The organism is Rhodococcus sp. WS1 (assembly GCF_003797745.1).
GTDB classification, from domain to species: domain Bacteria; phylum Actinomycetota; class Actinomycetes; order Mycobacteriales; family Mycobacteriaceae; genus Rhodococcus_F; species Rhodococcus_F erythropolis.
The window spans coordinates 271,186-286,870 of the sequence record NZ_RKLZ01000003.1; the positions used below are offsets into that span (position 1 = coordinate 271,186).

Consider the following 15,685-nt stretch of genomic DNA (forward strand, 5'->3'; position numbering starts at 1 on the left):
CTCGAACAACTGGGACCGGTACAGCAGCTACACCGGCCCGAACCGATCATGGAGGATGCGTGCCCGCAAGTCGAATGATGGTGCAGGGAATCGACTTCGGAGTGGTTCGGGCGGAGTTCGACTTGCCGGGAGCATTCTCGGCCGCGGCGCAGGCCGAGGCCGAGAATGCCGTGGATCGTTTCGGTGCCGGGCGTGTCGACGAAACAGGTATCGCCTTCGTGACCATCGACCCTCCCGGATCGATGGACCTCGACCAGGCAGTGCACATCGAGAAGACCTCGACCGGGTACGTCGTGCACTACGCGATCGCCGACGTCGCGGCGGTGGTGACGCCGGGCGGTGCGCTCGACGTCGAAACCCGCAAGCGTGGCCAAACCTTCTATCTCCCGGACGGTTCCGTTCCGCTGCATCCTCGGGCGTTGTCGGAGGGATCGGCGAGTCTGCTGCCGGACGTGGTTCGCCCCGCCGCACTGTGGCGTATCGAGTTGGACGCCCAGGCCGAGCCCACGTCATGGCAGGTGAGACGCGCTCTGGTGAAATCGGTGGCGCGTCTGGATTATTCGACCGTGCAACGTGACGCCGACGCGGGCACCTTGCATCCGTCGATCGCCGCACTACCGGAGTTCGGACGATTGCGCAGTGCCTCGGCGGTTGCCAGGGGCGCCATCGAGCTGAAACTGCCCGAGCAGTCAGTGGTTCGGGATCAGCCAGAGGACGAGTCCTCGGCTCGCTGGCGGATCGAGCTCGAGCCACGCACCGAAGCGGACGACTGGAACGCAGAAGTGTCGCTGCTGACCGGGATGTGTGCCGGCCGCATGATGATCGACGCAGGTATCGGGCTGCTTCGCACGCTGCCGCCGGCCGAGGCGTCCGCGGTTCGCACCCTGCGGAGAACTGCAGTGGCGCTGGGTATCACGTGGCCGGAGGGTCGAAGCGTCGGGCAGATTCTTGCCGGACTCGATTCCAACGAGCCGTCGACGATGGCGCTGATGTCGGTTGCGCCGTCGTTGCTGCGCGGCGCAGACTACGCGGCCTTCGACGGCCAGCTACCGGAGTTGACGGTGCATGCGGGGATCGGAGCGCCCTACGCTCATGTGACGGCTCCACTGCGCCGGCTGTCCGATCGCTTCAGCACCGAGGTGTGTCTGGCGATCACAGCTGGTACGCCGGTACCGGAATGGGTGCGCACCGCCCTTCCCGAGTTGCCCGACATCATGAGTGGGTCCGACTCACTGGCGAACAAGGTCGACCGCGCGTGCATCGATCTCACCGAGTCCACGCTGCTCGACGGCCGGGTCGGCGAGGTCTTCGACGCGGTGGTGATGCGCGCCAAGGACGGAAAGCGCTCGGCGGAAGTGTTTGTCCCGTCGGTCGCAGTGATTGCGAAATGTGTCGGAACGCCCGATGACGGTGAGCGCGCAAAGGTGCGACTCACCGCCGTCGACACTGTCAAACGGACGGTGGAATTCACGTTCCCGGCGTAGGGCGCTACCGGTACGAATCGGTGGCTTCCACCAAGTGATGTGCGATGCCGGGCTCCATCGCGGAGTGTCCCGCGTCGTCGACGATCACGAGCTTGGATTCGGGCCACGCCTTGTGCAGCGCCCAGGCGCTGGTGGCGGGGCAGACGACGTCGTAGCGGCCCTGGACGATCGTCCCCGGAATGCCGTGCAGTGCGGAGCTTTTGCGTAGGAGCTGGCCCTCGTCGAAGAATCCGCCGTTGACGAAGTAGTGGTTCTCGATACGCGCGAAGGCCAAGGCGAACCTGGTCTCGGAGTTCTGTTCGATCTTGTCCGCCTGGGGGTACAGGTAGCTCGTCGATCCTTCCCAAGCCGACCAGGCGATCGCTGCCCGGGCCGCGACGTCGGGGTCTTCGGAATGGAGCAGTTGGTGATAGACCGCGACGAGGTCTTCGCCGCGCTGCGCCTCGGGTACCGGTTCGAGGAATTTGTCCCAGCGCTCCGGGAAGATGTTTCCCGCGCCGCCGTTGTAGTACCAGTCGATCTCGCTACGACGCAGGAGAAAGATCCCGCGCAGAACCAGTTCCGTGACGCGCGTGGGAAACGTTTCGGCGTAGGCGATGGAAAGCGTGGAACCCCAGGACCCCCCGAATACCATCCACTTGTCGATCGAGAGATGTTCGCGCAGGGCTTCGATGTCGGCCAGCAGCTTGTCCGTGGTGTTCACCGACAGGTCGGCGCCGTCGGCAACGTGCGGGGTGGATCGCCCGCAGCCGCGCTGGTCGAGTAGAACGATGCGATATGCGGCCGGATCGAAGAACTGGCGTACCGCCGGTTGTGCACCGCCACCGGGGCCACCGTGCAGGAACACCACAGGCTTGCCGTCCGGATTTCCGCTGACTTCCCAGTACATGCTCTGGCCGTCACCGACGTCGAGGAAGCCGGTGACAAAGGGTTCGATCGGGGGATAGAGACTCCGCAGAGCCGACGGCGGTGCTGACGTTTCGCTCATCAGAAGCCCACCAGCCCGGAGGCGAGATCGGGAATCTCGAGTGCGGAAATCGCGCCGCCCCGGACGTCCGGGCACGCGGCCGAGGTTGCCGCGTCGATGCTTTCGCGGTTCTGGGCGAGATCGAGCAGGTTGATGCCGTTCTGCGTCGCCCACGTGATGACGATCGTGTTCAGTCCGCCCTTGCCGAGCGTCGGGGTGACGGTCCGCCAGTTCTGCAGCTGCCCTTCCATATCCGAACACAACTGCTGGACCTGAGCGTCGGTGAACGTCGAACCGGACGCGGAGGTTGTTGCCGGCGCCGTCTTGGTGGAACTCGCGGGCGTAGTGCTGCTGGGCGCGGGAGAGTTGGTGGACCCTCCCGCGCATCCGCTCAGCACCGTGACGAGAGCTGCCGCGCCGACTACAGCTGCGGCAGTAGAACTTCGACGGTTACCGATCATTGAACGCACCCCTGGCTGGTTGAGAGACAGGCGGCGTTCGCCGGTCTCGGATCAGAAACTGTGTTCTGCGGCCGGGAAAGCGCCAGTGCGAACTTCTGATGCATAGGCGGCGGCTGCGGAACGCAGTTCGTCACCGACGTTACCGAAACGCTTGACGAACTTGGCTGTCTTACCGCTCGTGTAACCCGCCATGTCCTGCCAGACGAGTACCTGAGCGTCGCATTCGGAACCGGCCCCGATGCCGACGGTGGGGATGGTGAGTTTGCGGCTGACCTGGCCCGCAATCTCGGCCGGAACCATTTCCATGACGACGGAGAACGCCCCGGCTTCCTGGACTGCAATGGCGTCCGCCACAAGTTGCTCGGCCGCGTCGCCGCGACCCTGGACGCGGAATCCGCCGAGCGAGTTCACGCTCTGCGGGGTGAATCCGACGTGAGCCATGACGGGGATGCCGGCCGAGGTGATAGCCGCGATCTGCTTGCTCATCCGCTCGCCGCCCTCGAGTTTGACGGCGTGCGCGAGGCCTTCCTTCATGAACCGTGTCGCAGTCGCAAGGGCCTGCTCGGCGGAACCCTCGTAGGTGCCGAAGGGGAGGTCGGCGACGACGAGTGCGTGCGGGGCGCCGCGAACCACGCCACGCACGAGCGGGAGCAGTTCGTCGACGGTGATCGGCACGGTGGTGTCGTAGCCGTAGACGACGTTGGCGGCAGAGTCGCCGACGAGCAGCACCGGGATGCCTGCGTCTTCGAAGATGCGTGCCGTGGAGTAGTCGTAAGCGGTGAGCATCGACCAGCGTTCGCCGTTCTGCTTCATCTCGGCGAGGTGGTGAATGCGCGTCTTACGCTTCGGTGCATCAGTAGAGCTTGCAGTGGGTACAGAACCATAGAGAGGTGTTTCGGACATCGTTGTCCCTTTCTGGCCTCGAGGCCCTGAGCGTTGATCGCCTTCGGGTCCCCGGGTGTGGGTGATGACGTGTTCAGTCTGCCACCGGACATCGCCGACACGAATAGTTGACGGGGTGCAATGGGTCACATCACCGCGTGCCTGTCAGTTAGGCGCCGAACCGAGGCGAACCGCTGGCTACCGAGGTTTCCTGGCACCATCAATGGCATGTCGAAGTTCGTTCGCCTCTCCGGTGCCCTCGCCGGAAGCGCAGCAGTGCTCGTGTTGGTTGTCGGTTGCACCAGTTCGGAAGGCACGCCCGAATCAGTGGAACCTGCTGGTTCTGCCGCGTCCGCGGTGCCGTCCGGCCTCGAGAAATTCTACGAGCAGACGCTCGACTGGGGTTCGTGCGACCAATTTGTCGAAGAAGGAACTGCGCCGCTGGGGCGTGGGGTCGACTGCGCCGAGGTGAGCGTTCCCGTCGACTACGCGAATCCGAACGGCGACACCGCGAAGGTGGTGATCTCGCGTTCGAAGGCAACCGGCGACCGCATCGGCTCACTGTTGCTGAACCCCGGCGGGCCGGGTGGGTCCGGGCTGTCGATGGCGACATCGGGTTCGGGCACCGAACTGCAGGAACGTTTCGACATGATCGGCTTCGATCCGCGGGGGATCGGGGCATCGACCCCGCAGGTTCGGTGTTTGACGCCGGAGGAGACCGACGCGGAGCGTGCGGAGGTCAACGTCGACATGACGCCGGAGGGCATCGCTCTCGCCGAGGCGGACAGCAAGGACTACGCCGCCAAGTGCGCTGAGCGGACCGGTACGGAGTTCCTCGCTCATGTCGGTACCTACGAGGTGGTGCGAGATATGGACGTCATTCGGGGCGTTCTCGGCGATCCGAAGATGAACTACCTCGGGTTCTCGTACGGGACCCGGCTCGGATCCACGTACGCGGAAACCTTTCCGCAGAACGTCCGAGCGATGGTTCTCGACGGCGCGCTCGACCCCGAGCAGGATCCGGTCGACGAAGTGGTCTTGCAGGGGCAGGGCTTCCAAGGCGCGTTCGACGCCTTTGTCGCCGACTGTGTCTCGCGAACGGATTGCCCGCTGGGTGATGATCCGGCGCAGGCGCAGGCACGCTTTCAGGCACTCGTCGATCCGTTGATCGAGAAGCCGGCACAGACCACCGATCCGCGCGGGCTGAGTTATTCAGACGCGATCACGGGCGTGCAGCAGGCTCTGTATTCGCCACAGTTGTGGACGCCGCTGCGTGGGGGTCTGTCGAGTCTGGCCGACGGACGCGGCGACTCGCTGCTCAATCTCGCCGACATGTACGAAGGCCGTGAGGATGACGGCAGCTACTCCAACATCAACGACGCGTTCAACGCCATTCGCTGCGTGGACGATCCGGCAACCACCGACCGCGCCGAGGCCGGCGAATCCGACACTCGGTACCGCGAGGCGGCGCCGTTCCTCGACGACGGCCGCGGGACGGGTCAAGCGCCGCTCGACCTGTGCGCGTTCTGGCCCGTTCCGGCTACCGGCAGCCCCCACGCGCTCGACCCCCAGGCGCTCGCCGATGCCGGCCTGCCTCAGTTGGTCGTCGTCTCCACGACGCAGGATCCGGCAACGCCGTATCAAGCCGGAGTGGATCTCGCCAAGCAGTTGGGCGCTGCCCTGATCACGTTCGACGGAACCCAACACACGGTGGTTCTGGACGGAAACTCCTGCGTCGACGATGCCGTCGTCGACTACTTCGTTTACTTGAAGGCACCGGAAGAGGGTCTGACATGTTAACCAGCGCGACGCCGTACGCTGCGCCTATTCGATGGTGACCAATCACTCTGTTAACCGGGACCACTGATGTAACACAGATTTAACGTGGCTTGCTTAGTCTCGCGTGCATGGATCGCCAAAAAGAATTCGTGCTTCGTACCCTGGAAGAGCGCGACATTCGGTTTGTCCGCTTGTGGTTCACCGATGTTCTCGGGTACCTCAAATCGGTGGCGATCGCCCCCGCCGAACTCGAAGGCGCCTTCGAGGAGGGAATCGGATTCGACGGTTCCGCCATCGAGGGATTCTCTCGAGTCTCCGAAGCCGACACCGTCGCTCGGCCCGACGCCTCGACATTCCAGATCCTGCCGTGGGCCCACAAGGACGGTGCGCAACATTCCGCGCGCATGTTCTGCGACATCACGATGCCCGACGGTTCGCCGTCGTGGGCCGATCCGCGCCACGTACTGCGTCGCCAGTTGAGCAAGGCCAGCGACTTGGGCTTCAGCTGCTACGTCCACCCGGAAATCGAGTTCTTCCTTCTGGAGAACGGCCCGATCGACGGCACTCCGCCGATCCCGGCCGACTCGGGCGGATACTTCGACCAGGCCGTGCACGATTCGGCTCCGAATTTCCGCCGCCACGCCATCGACGCACTCGAGTCGATGGGCATCTCGGTCGAGTTCAGCCACCACGAGGCCGCGCCGGGTCAGCAGGAGATCGATCTGCGCTACGCCGACGCGCTCTCGATGGCCGACAACGTCATGACGTTCCGATACGTCGTGAAGGAGGTCGCGATCGGTGAAGGCGTCCGGGCGAGCTTCATGCCCAAGCCGTTCAGTGATCAGGCCGGCTCCGCGATGCACACCCACATGAGCCTGTTCGAGGGCGACACGAACGCCTTCCACAATCCTGACGATCCGATGCAGCTCTCCGAGACCGGCAAGGCGTTCATCGCCGGCATCCTCGAGCACGCCAACGAGATCAGTGCGGTCACGAACCAGTGGGTCAACTCGTACAAGCGACTCGTCCACGGGGGAGAGGCACCCACTGCTGCGTCGTGGGGCCCGTCCAACCGATCGGCTCTCATTCGCGTCCCGATGTACACGCCCAACAAGGCGTCCTCGCGCCGCGTCGAGATCCGAAGCCCAGACTCGGCCTGCAACCCGTACCTGACTTTCGCGGTCCTGCTTGCTGCCGGTCTTCGCGGCATCGAGAAGGGCTACACCTTGCCGCCCGAGGCAGAAGACGACGTGTGGTCGTTGACCTCCGCCGAGCGCCGCGCCATGGGCTACAAGGAACTGCCGAGCAACTTGGACAGCGCTCTGCGCGAGATGGAGAAGTCGGAACTGGTGGCCGAAGCACTCGGCGAACACGTCTTCGATTTCTTCCTGCGCAACAAGCGTCGTGAGTGGGAGGAATACCGCAGCCACGTGACGCCGTTCGAGCTCAAGACCTACCTCGGTCTGTGACGGTGAAACCGCCCGCTGCGAGATCAGCAGTTCCAGGACCGGGTCGACTCGGGCTGGTCGAGCCCACCGCTGCCGACGAGTTGCGTCAGCTCGGTTGGGTCGACGCCGAGAGCATCGAACTCTTGTGGTCGCTTTCGCGTGCCGCGAATGCCGACCTCGCTCTGCGCACCCTTGTGCGGATCAAGGACGGGCTCGACGACGGGTGGCGCGAACTCGATCAGGCATTGCGCAAGGACAAAAGCCTGCGAGGCCGCTTGTTCGCACTCGTGGGTGCGTCGTCGGCCTTCGGCGATCACCTGGCCGCGGATCCGATCGGCTGGAAACTGCTCGACGGAACCGCTCTGCCGACCAAGGACGAGGCCACCGCAGCATTGCTCGAGGCCGTGGGCGCCACCCTCGACGAGGGCGCTACCGAAGGCTCACTGACCTACCGCGCAACCCTGACCGGGCCGGAAGCTGTTGTTGCTCTGCGCAAGAGCTACAAGGACCAGCTGATGCTGCTGGCTGCGGCTGATCTTGCGGCGACCGTCGAGAACGAACCAGTAGTGCCGTATCAGACTGTGGGTCACCAGCTTTCCGATCTCGCGGACGCTGCCCTGACCGCCGCACTGGCGGTGGCTATCGCAACGGTGTGCCCCGAGGGAAGTTGTCCGATCCGGCTCGCCGTGATCGCCATGGGCAAATGTGGTGCGCGCGAGCTGAACTACGTCTCCGACGTGGACGTCGTGTTCGTCGCCGAACCGGCCGATGCGACGGCCAGCCGCGTTGCCGGCGAGATGATGCGTATCGGTACTTCCGCATTCTTCGAGGTCGATGCTGCGCTGCGCCCCGAAGGCAAGCGCGGAGAACTGGTTCGCTCCCTCGAATCCCACATCACGTACTACAAGCGCTGGGCCAAGACCTGGGAGTTCCAGGCACTGCTCAAGGCTCGTCCGATGACCGGCGACATGGAGCTCGGTCGCCAGTACTCCGAGGCGATGAGCCCGATGGTGTGGATCGCCTCCGAGCGCGAGGACTTCGTCCCCGAAGTCCAGGCCATGCGTCGACGCGTCGAGGAAATGGTTCCCCCCGAACTGCGTGAGCGTGAACTCAAACTCGGCCGCGGAAGTTTGCGCGACGTCGAATTTGCCGTCCAACTCCTGCAATTGGTGCACGGGCGCGCCGACAGTTCGTTGCATGTCCAGAGCACGGTCGATGCACTGACCGCATTGGCGGCGGGTGGATACGTCGGCCGCGACGACGCCGCCAACCTGACTGCGTCGTACGAATTCCTGCGCCTGCTCGAGCACCGTCTGCAGTTGCAGAAGCTCAAGCGCACACACACCCTGCCGCCGCCGGACGACGAGGAAGCGCTGCGTTGGCTGGCCCGCGCCGCGCACATGCGGCCAGACGGTCGGCTGGATTCCCTGGGAGTCCTGCGCGCCGAGATCAAGCGGAATTCGCATCGGATTCGCCGCCTGCACGCCAAGTTGTTCTACCGCCCGCTTCTCGAATCGGTGGCGCGGATGGACAAGGAAGCGCTGGTCCTGGGACCAGAAGCCGCGGTTCGGCAGTTGGCCGCTCTGGGTTACACGGCACCCGAGCATGCTCTCGGGCATCTGACTGCACTGACGAGTGGCGCTTCACGCAAGGGTCGCATTCAAGCGCTCCTGTTGCCGACTCTGCTCGAATCACTCGCGGACACACCGGATCCCGATGCAGGTCTGCTCGCTTACCGCAGGCTCTCGGACGCGCTCGTCGACCAGACGTGGTTCCTGCGCCTGCTCCGCGACGAGGCTGCGGTGGCCGAGCGTCTGATGACCGTGCTGGGCTCGTCGGCGTACCTACCCGACCTGCTCATCAAGGCTCCCGACGTGATTCGCTTGTTCGCGGATTCGCCGAGTGGACCGCGCCTTGTCGAGCCGAAGCCCGAGGACGTCGCTCGCGGAATCCTCACCGCCTCCGGCCGACACAGTGATCCCAATCGTGCTGTTGCCGCGGCCCGCTCGCTGCGGCGACACGAACTTGCGCGCATCGCTTCGGCCGACATCCTCGGCATGCTCGATGTTCCCGCCGTCTGCAAGGCGCTGTCCTCGGTGTGGGCCGCGGTGCTCAATGCATCGCTCTCCGCGGTGATCAAGGCCAGCGTCACTGAACTCGGGACCGAGGCGCCGGCCAGTTTCTCCGTCATCGGCATGGGCCGACTCGGCGGCGGCGAACTCGGCTATGGATCCGATGCGGACGTGCTGTTCGTGTGCGAACCCCGCGAGGGCGTCGACGAGACCGTTGCGGTCAAGTGGGCCAACAGCATTGCCGACAAGGTGCGCAAGCTTCTCGGGGCACCGAGCACGGATCCTCCGCTCGAAGTCGACACCGGATTGCGTCCGGAAGGCCGCAACGGACCGATGGTTCGCACGCTCGAGTCGTACGACGCGTACTACGCGAAGTGGGCTCAGGCGTGGGAGATTCAAGCGCTGCTTCGTGCGCACCCGGTTGCCGGTGATCCTGAACTGGGACTGCGGTTCCTGCACATGATCGACAAGACGCGCTACCCCGAAGGCGGCGTCAGTGACGCGGCGGTGCGCGAGATCCGGCGCATCAAGGCGCGCGTCGATTCCGAAAGGCTTCCTCGCGGAGCCGATCCGGCGACGCACACCAAACTGGGTCGCGGTGGCTTGGCCGACATCGAGTGGACTGTGCAATTGCTGCAGCTGCGCCACGCGGACAAGATCGAGTCGCTGCACAACACATCGACGCTCGAGACTCTCGACGCCATCGGCGCCGCGGAACTGCTCAGCGAAGGTGACGTCGAACTGCTGCGTGACGCCTGGATCACCGCGACGAAGGCACGCAACTGCCTCGTTCTGGTGCGAGGCAAGCCGACCGATCAGCTTCCCGGCCCGGGCCGTGTTCTCGCGGCGGTGGCGCAGGTCGCTGGATACGGCGACGACGCAGGGGAGTTCCTCGACAACTACCTGCGCATCACACGACGGGCAAAAGCTGTGGTGGAGAGGGTCTTCGGCGGGGAGTAGCGTTTTCGCTCAGTCCTGCCGAACCGGCGCGTTCGCGGCGAACTTGCGGACTTCGGCGTCCTGCCACACGTGGGCGGGCACGCCGCCGCCGAGTAGCTCGCGCGCGAGCGCGGGTTGCCCGCCGATCGGTACGTCGCTGCCCGCGATGATCATGTTGCCGTAGCGACGGCCCTTGAGCATCGCGGGATCGGCGATGATCGCCATGTGTTCGAACTGCGCACCGATCGTTGCGGCTTCACTGCGCGCGCCCTGAAGATCCGGGGTGTCGCCGCAGTTGACGATGTAGATACCGCCCGGTGCCAGCACGCGTCGTACGTGGGTGGTGAATTGCGCTGTTGTCAGCGGAGTCGGAGTTGTGTTGCCGGCAAAGACATCTCGAATCACGACGTCTCGGGTGGACTCGGTGAGAGTTTCGGTGACGGCGCGGGCTTCACCGACACGAATGCGCAGCAGCGGTGCGCGCGGTAGGTCGAACCAATCGCGCACCAGTTCGGCCAGGGCGCCGTCGATTTCGACAACCACCTGACGCGCGTCGGGGTAAGTGGCGGCGAAGTACCTGGCCATGGAGCAGGCTCCGCCGCCGAGATGCAGAACCCGCAGACGCTCGGTCTTGTCACGTTCGGAATCGACCAGATGCGCGATCCACCGCATGTACTCGAAATCGAGCACCGTCGGATCTGCGACGTTCACGTGGGAACTGGGCACTCCGTTGATCTGGATGATCCAGCTGTCGTCGGAGTACTGGTCGCGGACAAGTTCGCACGTCCCGGTATCGATCGGAAAAGTACCGGCGACGGGACCGGACTCGCCTCGCTCGGGAGTACCGCTGCGAGTTCTTGTCTTGCGAGTTCCCTTGGCCACTGTGTTGATACTAGCCGTGCGCGTTTCCGGTAGCGCCGAGTACCAAAAAGGCGCACGGACCGGCGGTATTCTCGAGTAGTTTCAGGCACACTCGTAGGTGGAGTGTGATCGGCGACACAAATGCCGGCGCGTTCTTTCGTCGTCCGTGCATCACGAAGAATTTCGAGGAGTGCAGGTGAAGGTCAAGGCAGCGGTAGTCAAGGCGCCAGGTCAGGCATGGGAGATCGAAGAGGTCGAGCTGGGGGACCCCGTCTCGGGTGAGGTACAGGTCCGACTCGCCGCATCGGGGCTGTGCCATTCGGACGAACATTTGCGTACGGGCGCCAGCCCGCTGCCCTTCTACCCGGCCTTGGGCGGGCACGAAGGCGCCGGAGTGGTGACGAAGGTCGGCCCGGGTGTCGCGAGCGTCGAAGAAGGCGACCACGTGGTTCTCGCCTTCATCCCGGCGTGCGGACGTTGTCCGTCTTGCGCGAAGGGTTTGCAGAACATCTGCGACGAGGGAGCCGGCCTGTTGACCGGGCAGGCGATCTCGGACAAGACGTACCGCGTCACCCTCAACGACGAGCCGGTCATCCAGATGTGCCTGCTCGGAACATTTTCGCCGTACGTGACCGTCAACGAGGCGTCGGTGATCAAGATCGAGAAGGACATCCCGCTCGACAAGGCGGCCTTGCTCGGCTGCGGTGTTGCCACCGGTTGGGGATCGGCCACCGCGATCGGTGGAGCCAAGGTCGGCGACACGGTGGTGGTCGTCGGCGTCGGCGGCGTCGGAATCAACTCGGTGCAGGGTGCGGCGTCAGCCGGAGCACGATTTGTGATCGCGATCGATCCCGTCGAGTTCAAGCGTGACAAGGCAAAGGAATTCGGCGCCACACACACGTTTGCCTCCCTCGAGGAAGCGCTACCGGTGATCGGCGAGATCACCTGGGGCAAGATGGCCGACGTCACCGTGATCACCGTGGGCGAGATTCACGGCGACATCATTCAGCCCGCGCTCAGCGCGACGGGCAAGGGCGGGCAGGTCGTAGTCGTCGGAATGGGGCACTACGCGGATTCGCAGGTGACGCTCAGCCTCTTCGAGCTGACCCTTCTACAGAAGCGTTTGCAGGGAGCCATCTTCGGCGGGGTAGGACCACGGTCCCAGATTCCCAAGTTGCTCGATCACTACCGAAGCGGCGCACTCAAACTCGACGAGTTGGTGACCAAGACCTACAAGCTCGAGGAGATCAACGAGGGTTACGCCGACATGCTCGAGGGAAAGAACCTGCGCGGAATGATCGTCTACACGGAGGACGATTACTGATCGTTCCCCCTCTGACTGAAGGGTCCGGCCCGACACCACACTTCGTGGTGTCGGGCCGGAGTCTTCTGCCCCCATGCAGATTTCTGTCGATCGATGAGTCGACTGCCCCGATAGTGGGCACTCGCAGAGTGAGGAAACCGGGCACCGTGTCCAGACCTCAGTCCACGACTCGACAGAGAAGAGCAGAACATGCCCTACATCACCACTTCCGACGGAACCGAGATCTACTACACCGAGCACGGCGTCGGCCGGCCGATCGTCCTCAGCCACGGGTGGCCGCTGAGTTCCGACGCGTGGCAGGTCGAGATGAAGCTGTTCGCCGACGCCGGATACCGGACCATCGCGCACGATCGTCGAGGGCACGGTCGCTCGTCGAAGACGTACACCGGCAACGACATGGATACATATGCCAAGGACCTGGCTGAGCTGATCGACACGCTCGACCTGAAAGACCTGATCGTGGTGGGCCATTCGACCGGCGGCGGGGAAGTGGTCCGCTACGCGGCGCAGCACGGCAAGGGGCGCGTGGACAAGGTGATCACCGCCGGCGCCGTTCCGCCGATCATGGTCAAGTCGGACGGCAACCCCGAAGGCACACCGATCGAGGTGTTCGACGGCATTCGTGAGGGAGTTTTGCGAGATCGATCGCAGTTCTACAAGGATCTCAGCGAGAGCTTCTACGGCGCGAACCGCGAAGGGGCCGACGTCTCGCAAGGGGCGAAGGACGACTTCTGGCGACAGGGGATGTTGGTCAACCTCGCCGCGGCCTACGACTGCGTCAAGGCATTCTCGGAGACGGATCAGACCTCCGATCTCGAAGCCATCGACGTTCCGTTCCTCATCGCTCAGGGCGACGACGATCAGATCGTGCCGATCGGCGCAGCGGCGGAGAAGGCGATCAAGCTGGTGAAGAAGGGCACGCTGAAGGTGTATCCGGGCGCACCGCACGGAATTTACGGCTCGTATCAGCAGACCCTGGACCGGGACATCCTTGCCTTCATCGAGGACTGACGTCAGCGATTCGGAAGGATAAGAGTCGAAAGGATCAAAGGCCATGTCCACACACGTTGCCTCGCTGCGCGATGGTCCCAGTGTCTTCGAGAACGAACTCGGATCGATCTCGCAACTCGACACGAGTTCGTTGCCGATCCTGTCCGGTCTGTCGATCAAACGAATTGTTCTCGGCCCCGGCGCGATCCGCGAACCACAATGGAACGTCAATGCGAACCAGATCGCCTACGTCACCAGCGGAACCGTGCTCGTCTCGATGTTGGGCAATGCCGACGAATTCGCCAGTTTCGTGGTGCGAACGGGGCAGATGTATCACGTCGAATCCGGCGCGATTTATCACATCGAGAATGTCGGAGGGGAGGAGGCGGAGATCATCGCTGCTTTGCGAACGTCTCTCCCGCAGCACTTTTCGTTGCAGAGTAGCGTCAGCGCAATGTCGAACGCGGTGCTCGGCAATACCTACGACCTCGCCGCGTCAGCCTTCGACGTCTTCGGTAGGGCCGATGCGTGCCAGATAGTTCGGCGGGACGGCGCCGCCGTCGTTCCCGATACCGCCGGCTTTCCCAACGCGCATCTCTTCGATCTCGACGGCCAGATCGCGCCTCTCGCATACCCGTACGGACAGGCGAAAGTGGCGCGCAAGCAGTATTGGGCGGCGCTGGAGGATCTTTCGATGTACTCGTTGACTATTGGCGAGAGTGGGATGCGTGAGCCACACTGGCATCCCGTCACTGCCGAAATGGGATACGTGCATCGTGGTCACGGGCGGATGACGGTCCTCGATCCGGACGGTTCGCTCGACACCTACCTACTAGAGCCCGGTCAGGTGTATTTCGTTCCGCGTGCCTACCCCCATCACATCGAGGTTTTAGGTGACAAGGACATCAACTTCCTCATCTTCTTCGACCAGCCGACGCCGGGCGACATAGGCTACCGTGCAACGGCTTCCGCGTTCTCGCGCGGCGTTCTCTCGGCCTCGTTCGGTGTTCCGGAACGCGATCTGCCGCAATTTCCTTTCACGCCGGTCGATCCGCTCATTGTCTCGCGCAACAATCCGATCGACCGCCAGCACTGACCGGCAAGGACGCCCATCATGACCGACTCGCTGATCGTGACCGATCACGGTATGACGCTCGACTTCACGTACGAGGATGCTCTGCGCTATCACGGGCCGCAGGCGCCGGGAGGGGTGGCGCATGCCTACAAAGTCCTCGAGCGCGCACTCGGTGTGCTCGGCGGGGAAGGCTCTGTCGAGCGTCGCGAGTTGGTCGTCACCACTGCACACGGCGGACCAGGAGTGCGCGACGCGTTCGAGTTGGTCACGCGCGCAGTGACCGAAGGGCGGTACACCGTCGACAGTTCCCTGGCCCGGCCTGAACGAGGAAATACGCTCGCACTGTATGTCTTTCGGGTCGGCTATCGTGGCGCGAGCGCCACGCTGACTGTTCGGGAGGGATTTGTCGTCGACGAGTTGATCACTCTCTCCCGCAAGACTGACCGGACAGCCGAAGACGAGTCACGGCTGACAGTGCTCAAGCAGGAGATGGCGGACCGAGTGATGTCGAGCCCGGCCGAGAGCGTGTACGACGTCGAGATCGGCACGCTCCCCGCCTGACTGACGGCGGGTAGGCGTCAGTGTGCATAACTCGGGGCTGTCTGAAGTCAGCGGCTGGCGAACATCCTTATCCGCTGGTCGCGACTGCGCTCGAGATGGTTGCGCATGTGGCCACGCGCGGACGATTCGTCCCTGGCGCGGATGGCGTTCAGGATCTCTTGATGTTCCGAATTGAGCAGGTCCGGTTCGCCGTAGTTCGACGGCGGGCCGCTGTCGTAGATTCGCAATTGGGTGGTGAGGCGGATCAGCAGTGCCGTGATCGTGGAATTGTGGGCGGCCTGCCAGAGGGCCTCGTGAAACTTGAAGTTCCCGGAACGCGCCTCGGTGCCTTCGGTTGCAGTGCAGCAGAACTCGTGTAATCCGTCCAGGCGAGCAAGGTCGAGATCGCTGTGGCGTAGTGCCGCGGCGCCTGCCGCTTCCGATTCGAGGGCTACCCGCGCCGCGTAGATCTCGATGACGTCCTCGGGTGTGCCGGAACGGACACGAAAACCGCGAGCGGCTCGTTCGAGTAGTCCGTCGTGTGCGAGCCAGTTGAGTGCTTCCCGGATCGGGGTGCGGGATGCGCCGTACGATTCGCACAATTGAGTCTCGTGCAGCGGAGCGCCCTGGGGGAACTTGCCGGCCAGGATGTCGGCTCGCAGGCGCAGGTACTGCCGCGAGGTCTGATCGGACCGGCCGAGCGCAGCCTCCGGCACCAGCAGATCGGTGGTGCTCGTATCGGCGTCGAGATCCATGTGTCCCCATTCCTGTGCATGCAAGTAGAGCGCGTTCGATTATGCCATCGACGACGAGTGAGTACTTGCGTATACGCTAGTACTCATTTAGGTTCGTGCTTGTTCGTT

Annotated in this window: 13 protein-coding genes; 8 read left to right on the forward strand and 5 right to left on the reverse strand. The window is 63.9% G+C overall.

What is annotated here, in order from left to right:
* The first annotated feature begins 74 nt into the window (after nt 1-74).
* Nucleotides 75-1,484 (forward strand): RNB domain-containing ribonuclease, encoded by a 1,410-nt coding sequence (locus EEB12_RS26395; RefSeq protein WP_141488907.1) that lies wholly within the window; start codon nt 75-77, stop codon nt 1,482-1,484.
* Nucleotides 1,485-1,488: 4 nt separating this feature from the next.
* Here EEB12_RS26395 and pip read toward each other — a convergent pair whose 3' ends face one another.
* The 3 genes from pip to panB are packed head-to-tail and all read right to left on the reverse strand — an operon-like array spanning nt 1,489 to nt 3,815.
* Nucleotides 1,489-2,472, reverse strand: coding sequence for a prolyl aminopeptidase (pip, locus tag EEB12_RS26400; protein WP_019748949.1), 984 nt, complete (start codon nt 2,470-2,472; stop codon nt 1,489-1,491).
* The gene (locus EEB12_RS26405) at nt 2,472-2,912 is read right to left on the reverse strand and encodes a hypothetical protein (RefSeq protein ID WP_020969914.1); all 441 of its coding nucleotides are present in this window, start codon (nt 2,910-2,912) and stop codon (nt 2,472-2,474) included. The genes pip and EEB12_RS26405 overlap by 1 nt, the downstream gene beginning before the upstream one ends.
* 51 nt (nt 2,913-2,963) lie before the next feature.
* Nucleotides 2,964-3,815, reverse strand: a complete 852-nt coding sequence (gene panB, locus EEB12_RS26410; protein WP_003941624.1) for a 3-methyl-2-oxobutanoate hydroxymethyltransferase — start codon at nt 3,813-3,815, stop codon at nt 2,964-2,966.
* 207 nt (nt 3,816-4,022) lie between these two features.
* Between panB and EEB12_RS26415 the strand changes: the two genes are divergently transcribed.
* The 3 genes from EEB12_RS26415 (at nt 4,023) to EEB12_RS26425 (ending at nt 10,053) form a co-directional block, all read left to right on the forward strand.
* Complete coding sequence (locus tag EEB12_RS26415; RefSeq protein ID WP_030537557.1) at nt 4,023-5,594, forward strand: alpha/beta hydrolase; 1,572 nt, start codon at nt 4,023-4,025, stop codon at nt 5,592-5,594.
* Nucleotides 5,595-5,701: 107 nt separating this feature from the next.
* Nucleotides 5,702-7,042 (forward strand): glutamine synthetase family protein, encoded by a 1,341-nt coding sequence (locus EEB12_RS26420; RefSeq protein WP_003941637.1) that lies wholly within the window; start codon nt 5,702-5,704, stop codon nt 7,040-7,042.
* The gene (locus EEB12_RS26425; RefSeq protein WP_019748946.1) at nt 7,039-10,053 is read left to right on the forward strand and encodes a bifunctional [glutamine synthetase] adenylyltransferase/[glutamine synthetase]-adenylyl-L-tyrosine phosphorylase; all 3,015 of its coding nucleotides are present in this window, start codon (nt 7,039-7,041) and stop codon (nt 10,051-10,053) included. Before EEB12_RS26420 ends, EEB12_RS26425 begins: the two co-directional genes overlap by 4 nt.
* Nucleotides 10,054-10,062: 9 nt before the next feature.
* Here EEB12_RS26425 and EEB12_RS26430 read toward each other — a convergent pair whose 3' ends face one another.
* Nucleotides 10,063-10,923, reverse strand: coding sequence for a spermidine synthase (locus EEB12_RS26430; protein ID WP_029255610.1), 861 nt, complete (start codon nt 10,921-10,923; stop codon nt 10,063-10,065).
* A 166-nt stretch (nt 10,924-11,089) separates the two neighbouring features.
* On the opposite strand from EEB12_RS26430, the gene EEB12_RS26435 reads away from it, so the two are divergent.
* The 4 genes from EEB12_RS26435 to EEB12_RS26450 all read left to right on the forward strand — a co-directional run bounded on the left by EEB12_RS26435 (nt 11,090) and on the right by EEB12_RS26450 (nt 14,843).
* Entirely contained in the window at nt 11,090-12,217 is a 1,128-nt protein-coding gene (locus tag EEB12_RS26435) for an NDMA-dependent alcohol dehydrogenase (RefSeq protein ID WP_020908136.1), read from the forward strand.
* Between the two features lie 189 nt (nt 12,218-12,406).
* On the forward strand, nt 12,407-13,228 hold the full coding sequence (locus tag EEB12_RS26440; RefSeq protein WP_019748943.1) for an alpha/beta fold hydrolase: 822 nt from the start codon (nt 12,407-12,409) through the stop codon (nt 13,226-13,228).
* Between the two features lie 43 nt (nt 13,229-13,271).
* Nucleotides 13,272-14,303 carry a cupin domain-containing protein gene (locus tag EEB12_RS26445; protein WP_019748942.1) on the forward strand — a complete coding sequence of 344 codons (1,032 nt, stop codon included), beginning with the start codon at nt 13,272-13,274 and terminating at the stop codon, nt 14,301-14,303.
* A gap of 18 nt (nt 14,304-14,321) precedes the next feature.
* On the forward strand, nt 14,322-14,843 hold the full coding sequence (locus EEB12_RS26450) for a hypothetical protein (protein ID WP_133727518.1): 522 nt from the start codon (nt 14,322-14,324) through the stop codon (nt 14,841-14,843).
* A gap of 47 nt (nt 14,844-14,890) precedes the next feature.
* Here the strand turns inward: EEB12_RS26450 and EEB12_RS26455 are convergent, their stop codons facing one another.
* Entirely contained in the window at nt 14,891-15,577 is a 687-nt protein-coding gene (locus EEB12_RS26455) for a GntR family transcriptional regulator (RefSeq protein WP_021344625.1), read from the reverse strand.
* Between the last annotated feature and the right edge of the window lie 108 nt (nt 15,578-15,685).

Coding starts and splice junctions, on each gene's coding strand:
- EEB12_RS26395 (WP_141488907.1), top strand. CDS start 75: ATGATGGTGCAGGGAATCGACTTCGGAGTGGTTCGGGCGGAGTTCGAC.
- pip (WP_019748949.1), bottom strand. CDS start 2,472: ATGAGCGAAACGTCAGCACCGCCGTCGGCTCTGCGGAGTCTCTATCCC.
- EEB12_RS26405 (WP_020969914.1), bottom strand. CDS start 2,912: ATGATCGGTAACCGTCGAAGTTCTACTGCCGCAGCTGTAGTCGGCGCG.
- panB (WP_003941624.1), bottom strand. CDS start 3,815: ATGTCCGAAACACCTCTCTATGGTTCTGTACCCACTGCAAGCTCTACT.
- EEB12_RS26415 (WP_030537557.1), top strand. CDS start 4,023: ATGTCGAAGTTCGTTCGCCTCTCCGGTGCCCTCGCCGGAAGCGCAGCA.
- EEB12_RS26420 (WP_003941637.1), top strand. CDS start 5,702: ATGGATCGCCAAAAAGAATTCGTGCTTCGTACCCTGGAAGAGCGCGAC.
- EEB12_RS26440 (WP_019748943.1), top strand. CDS start 12,407: ATGCCCTACATCACCACTTCCGACGGAACCGAGATCTACTACACCGAG.
- EEB12_RS26445 (WP_019748942.1), top strand. CDS start 13,272: ATGTCCACACACGTTGCCTCGCTGCGCGATGGTCCCAGTGTCTTCGAG.
- EEB12_RS26450 (WP_133727518.1), top strand. CDS start 14,322: ATGACCGACTCGCTGATCGTGACCGATCACGGTATGACGCTCGACTTC.
- EEB12_RS26455 (WP_021344625.1), bottom strand. CDS start 15,577: ATGGATCTCGACGCCGATACGAGCACCACCGATCTGCTGGTGCCGGAG.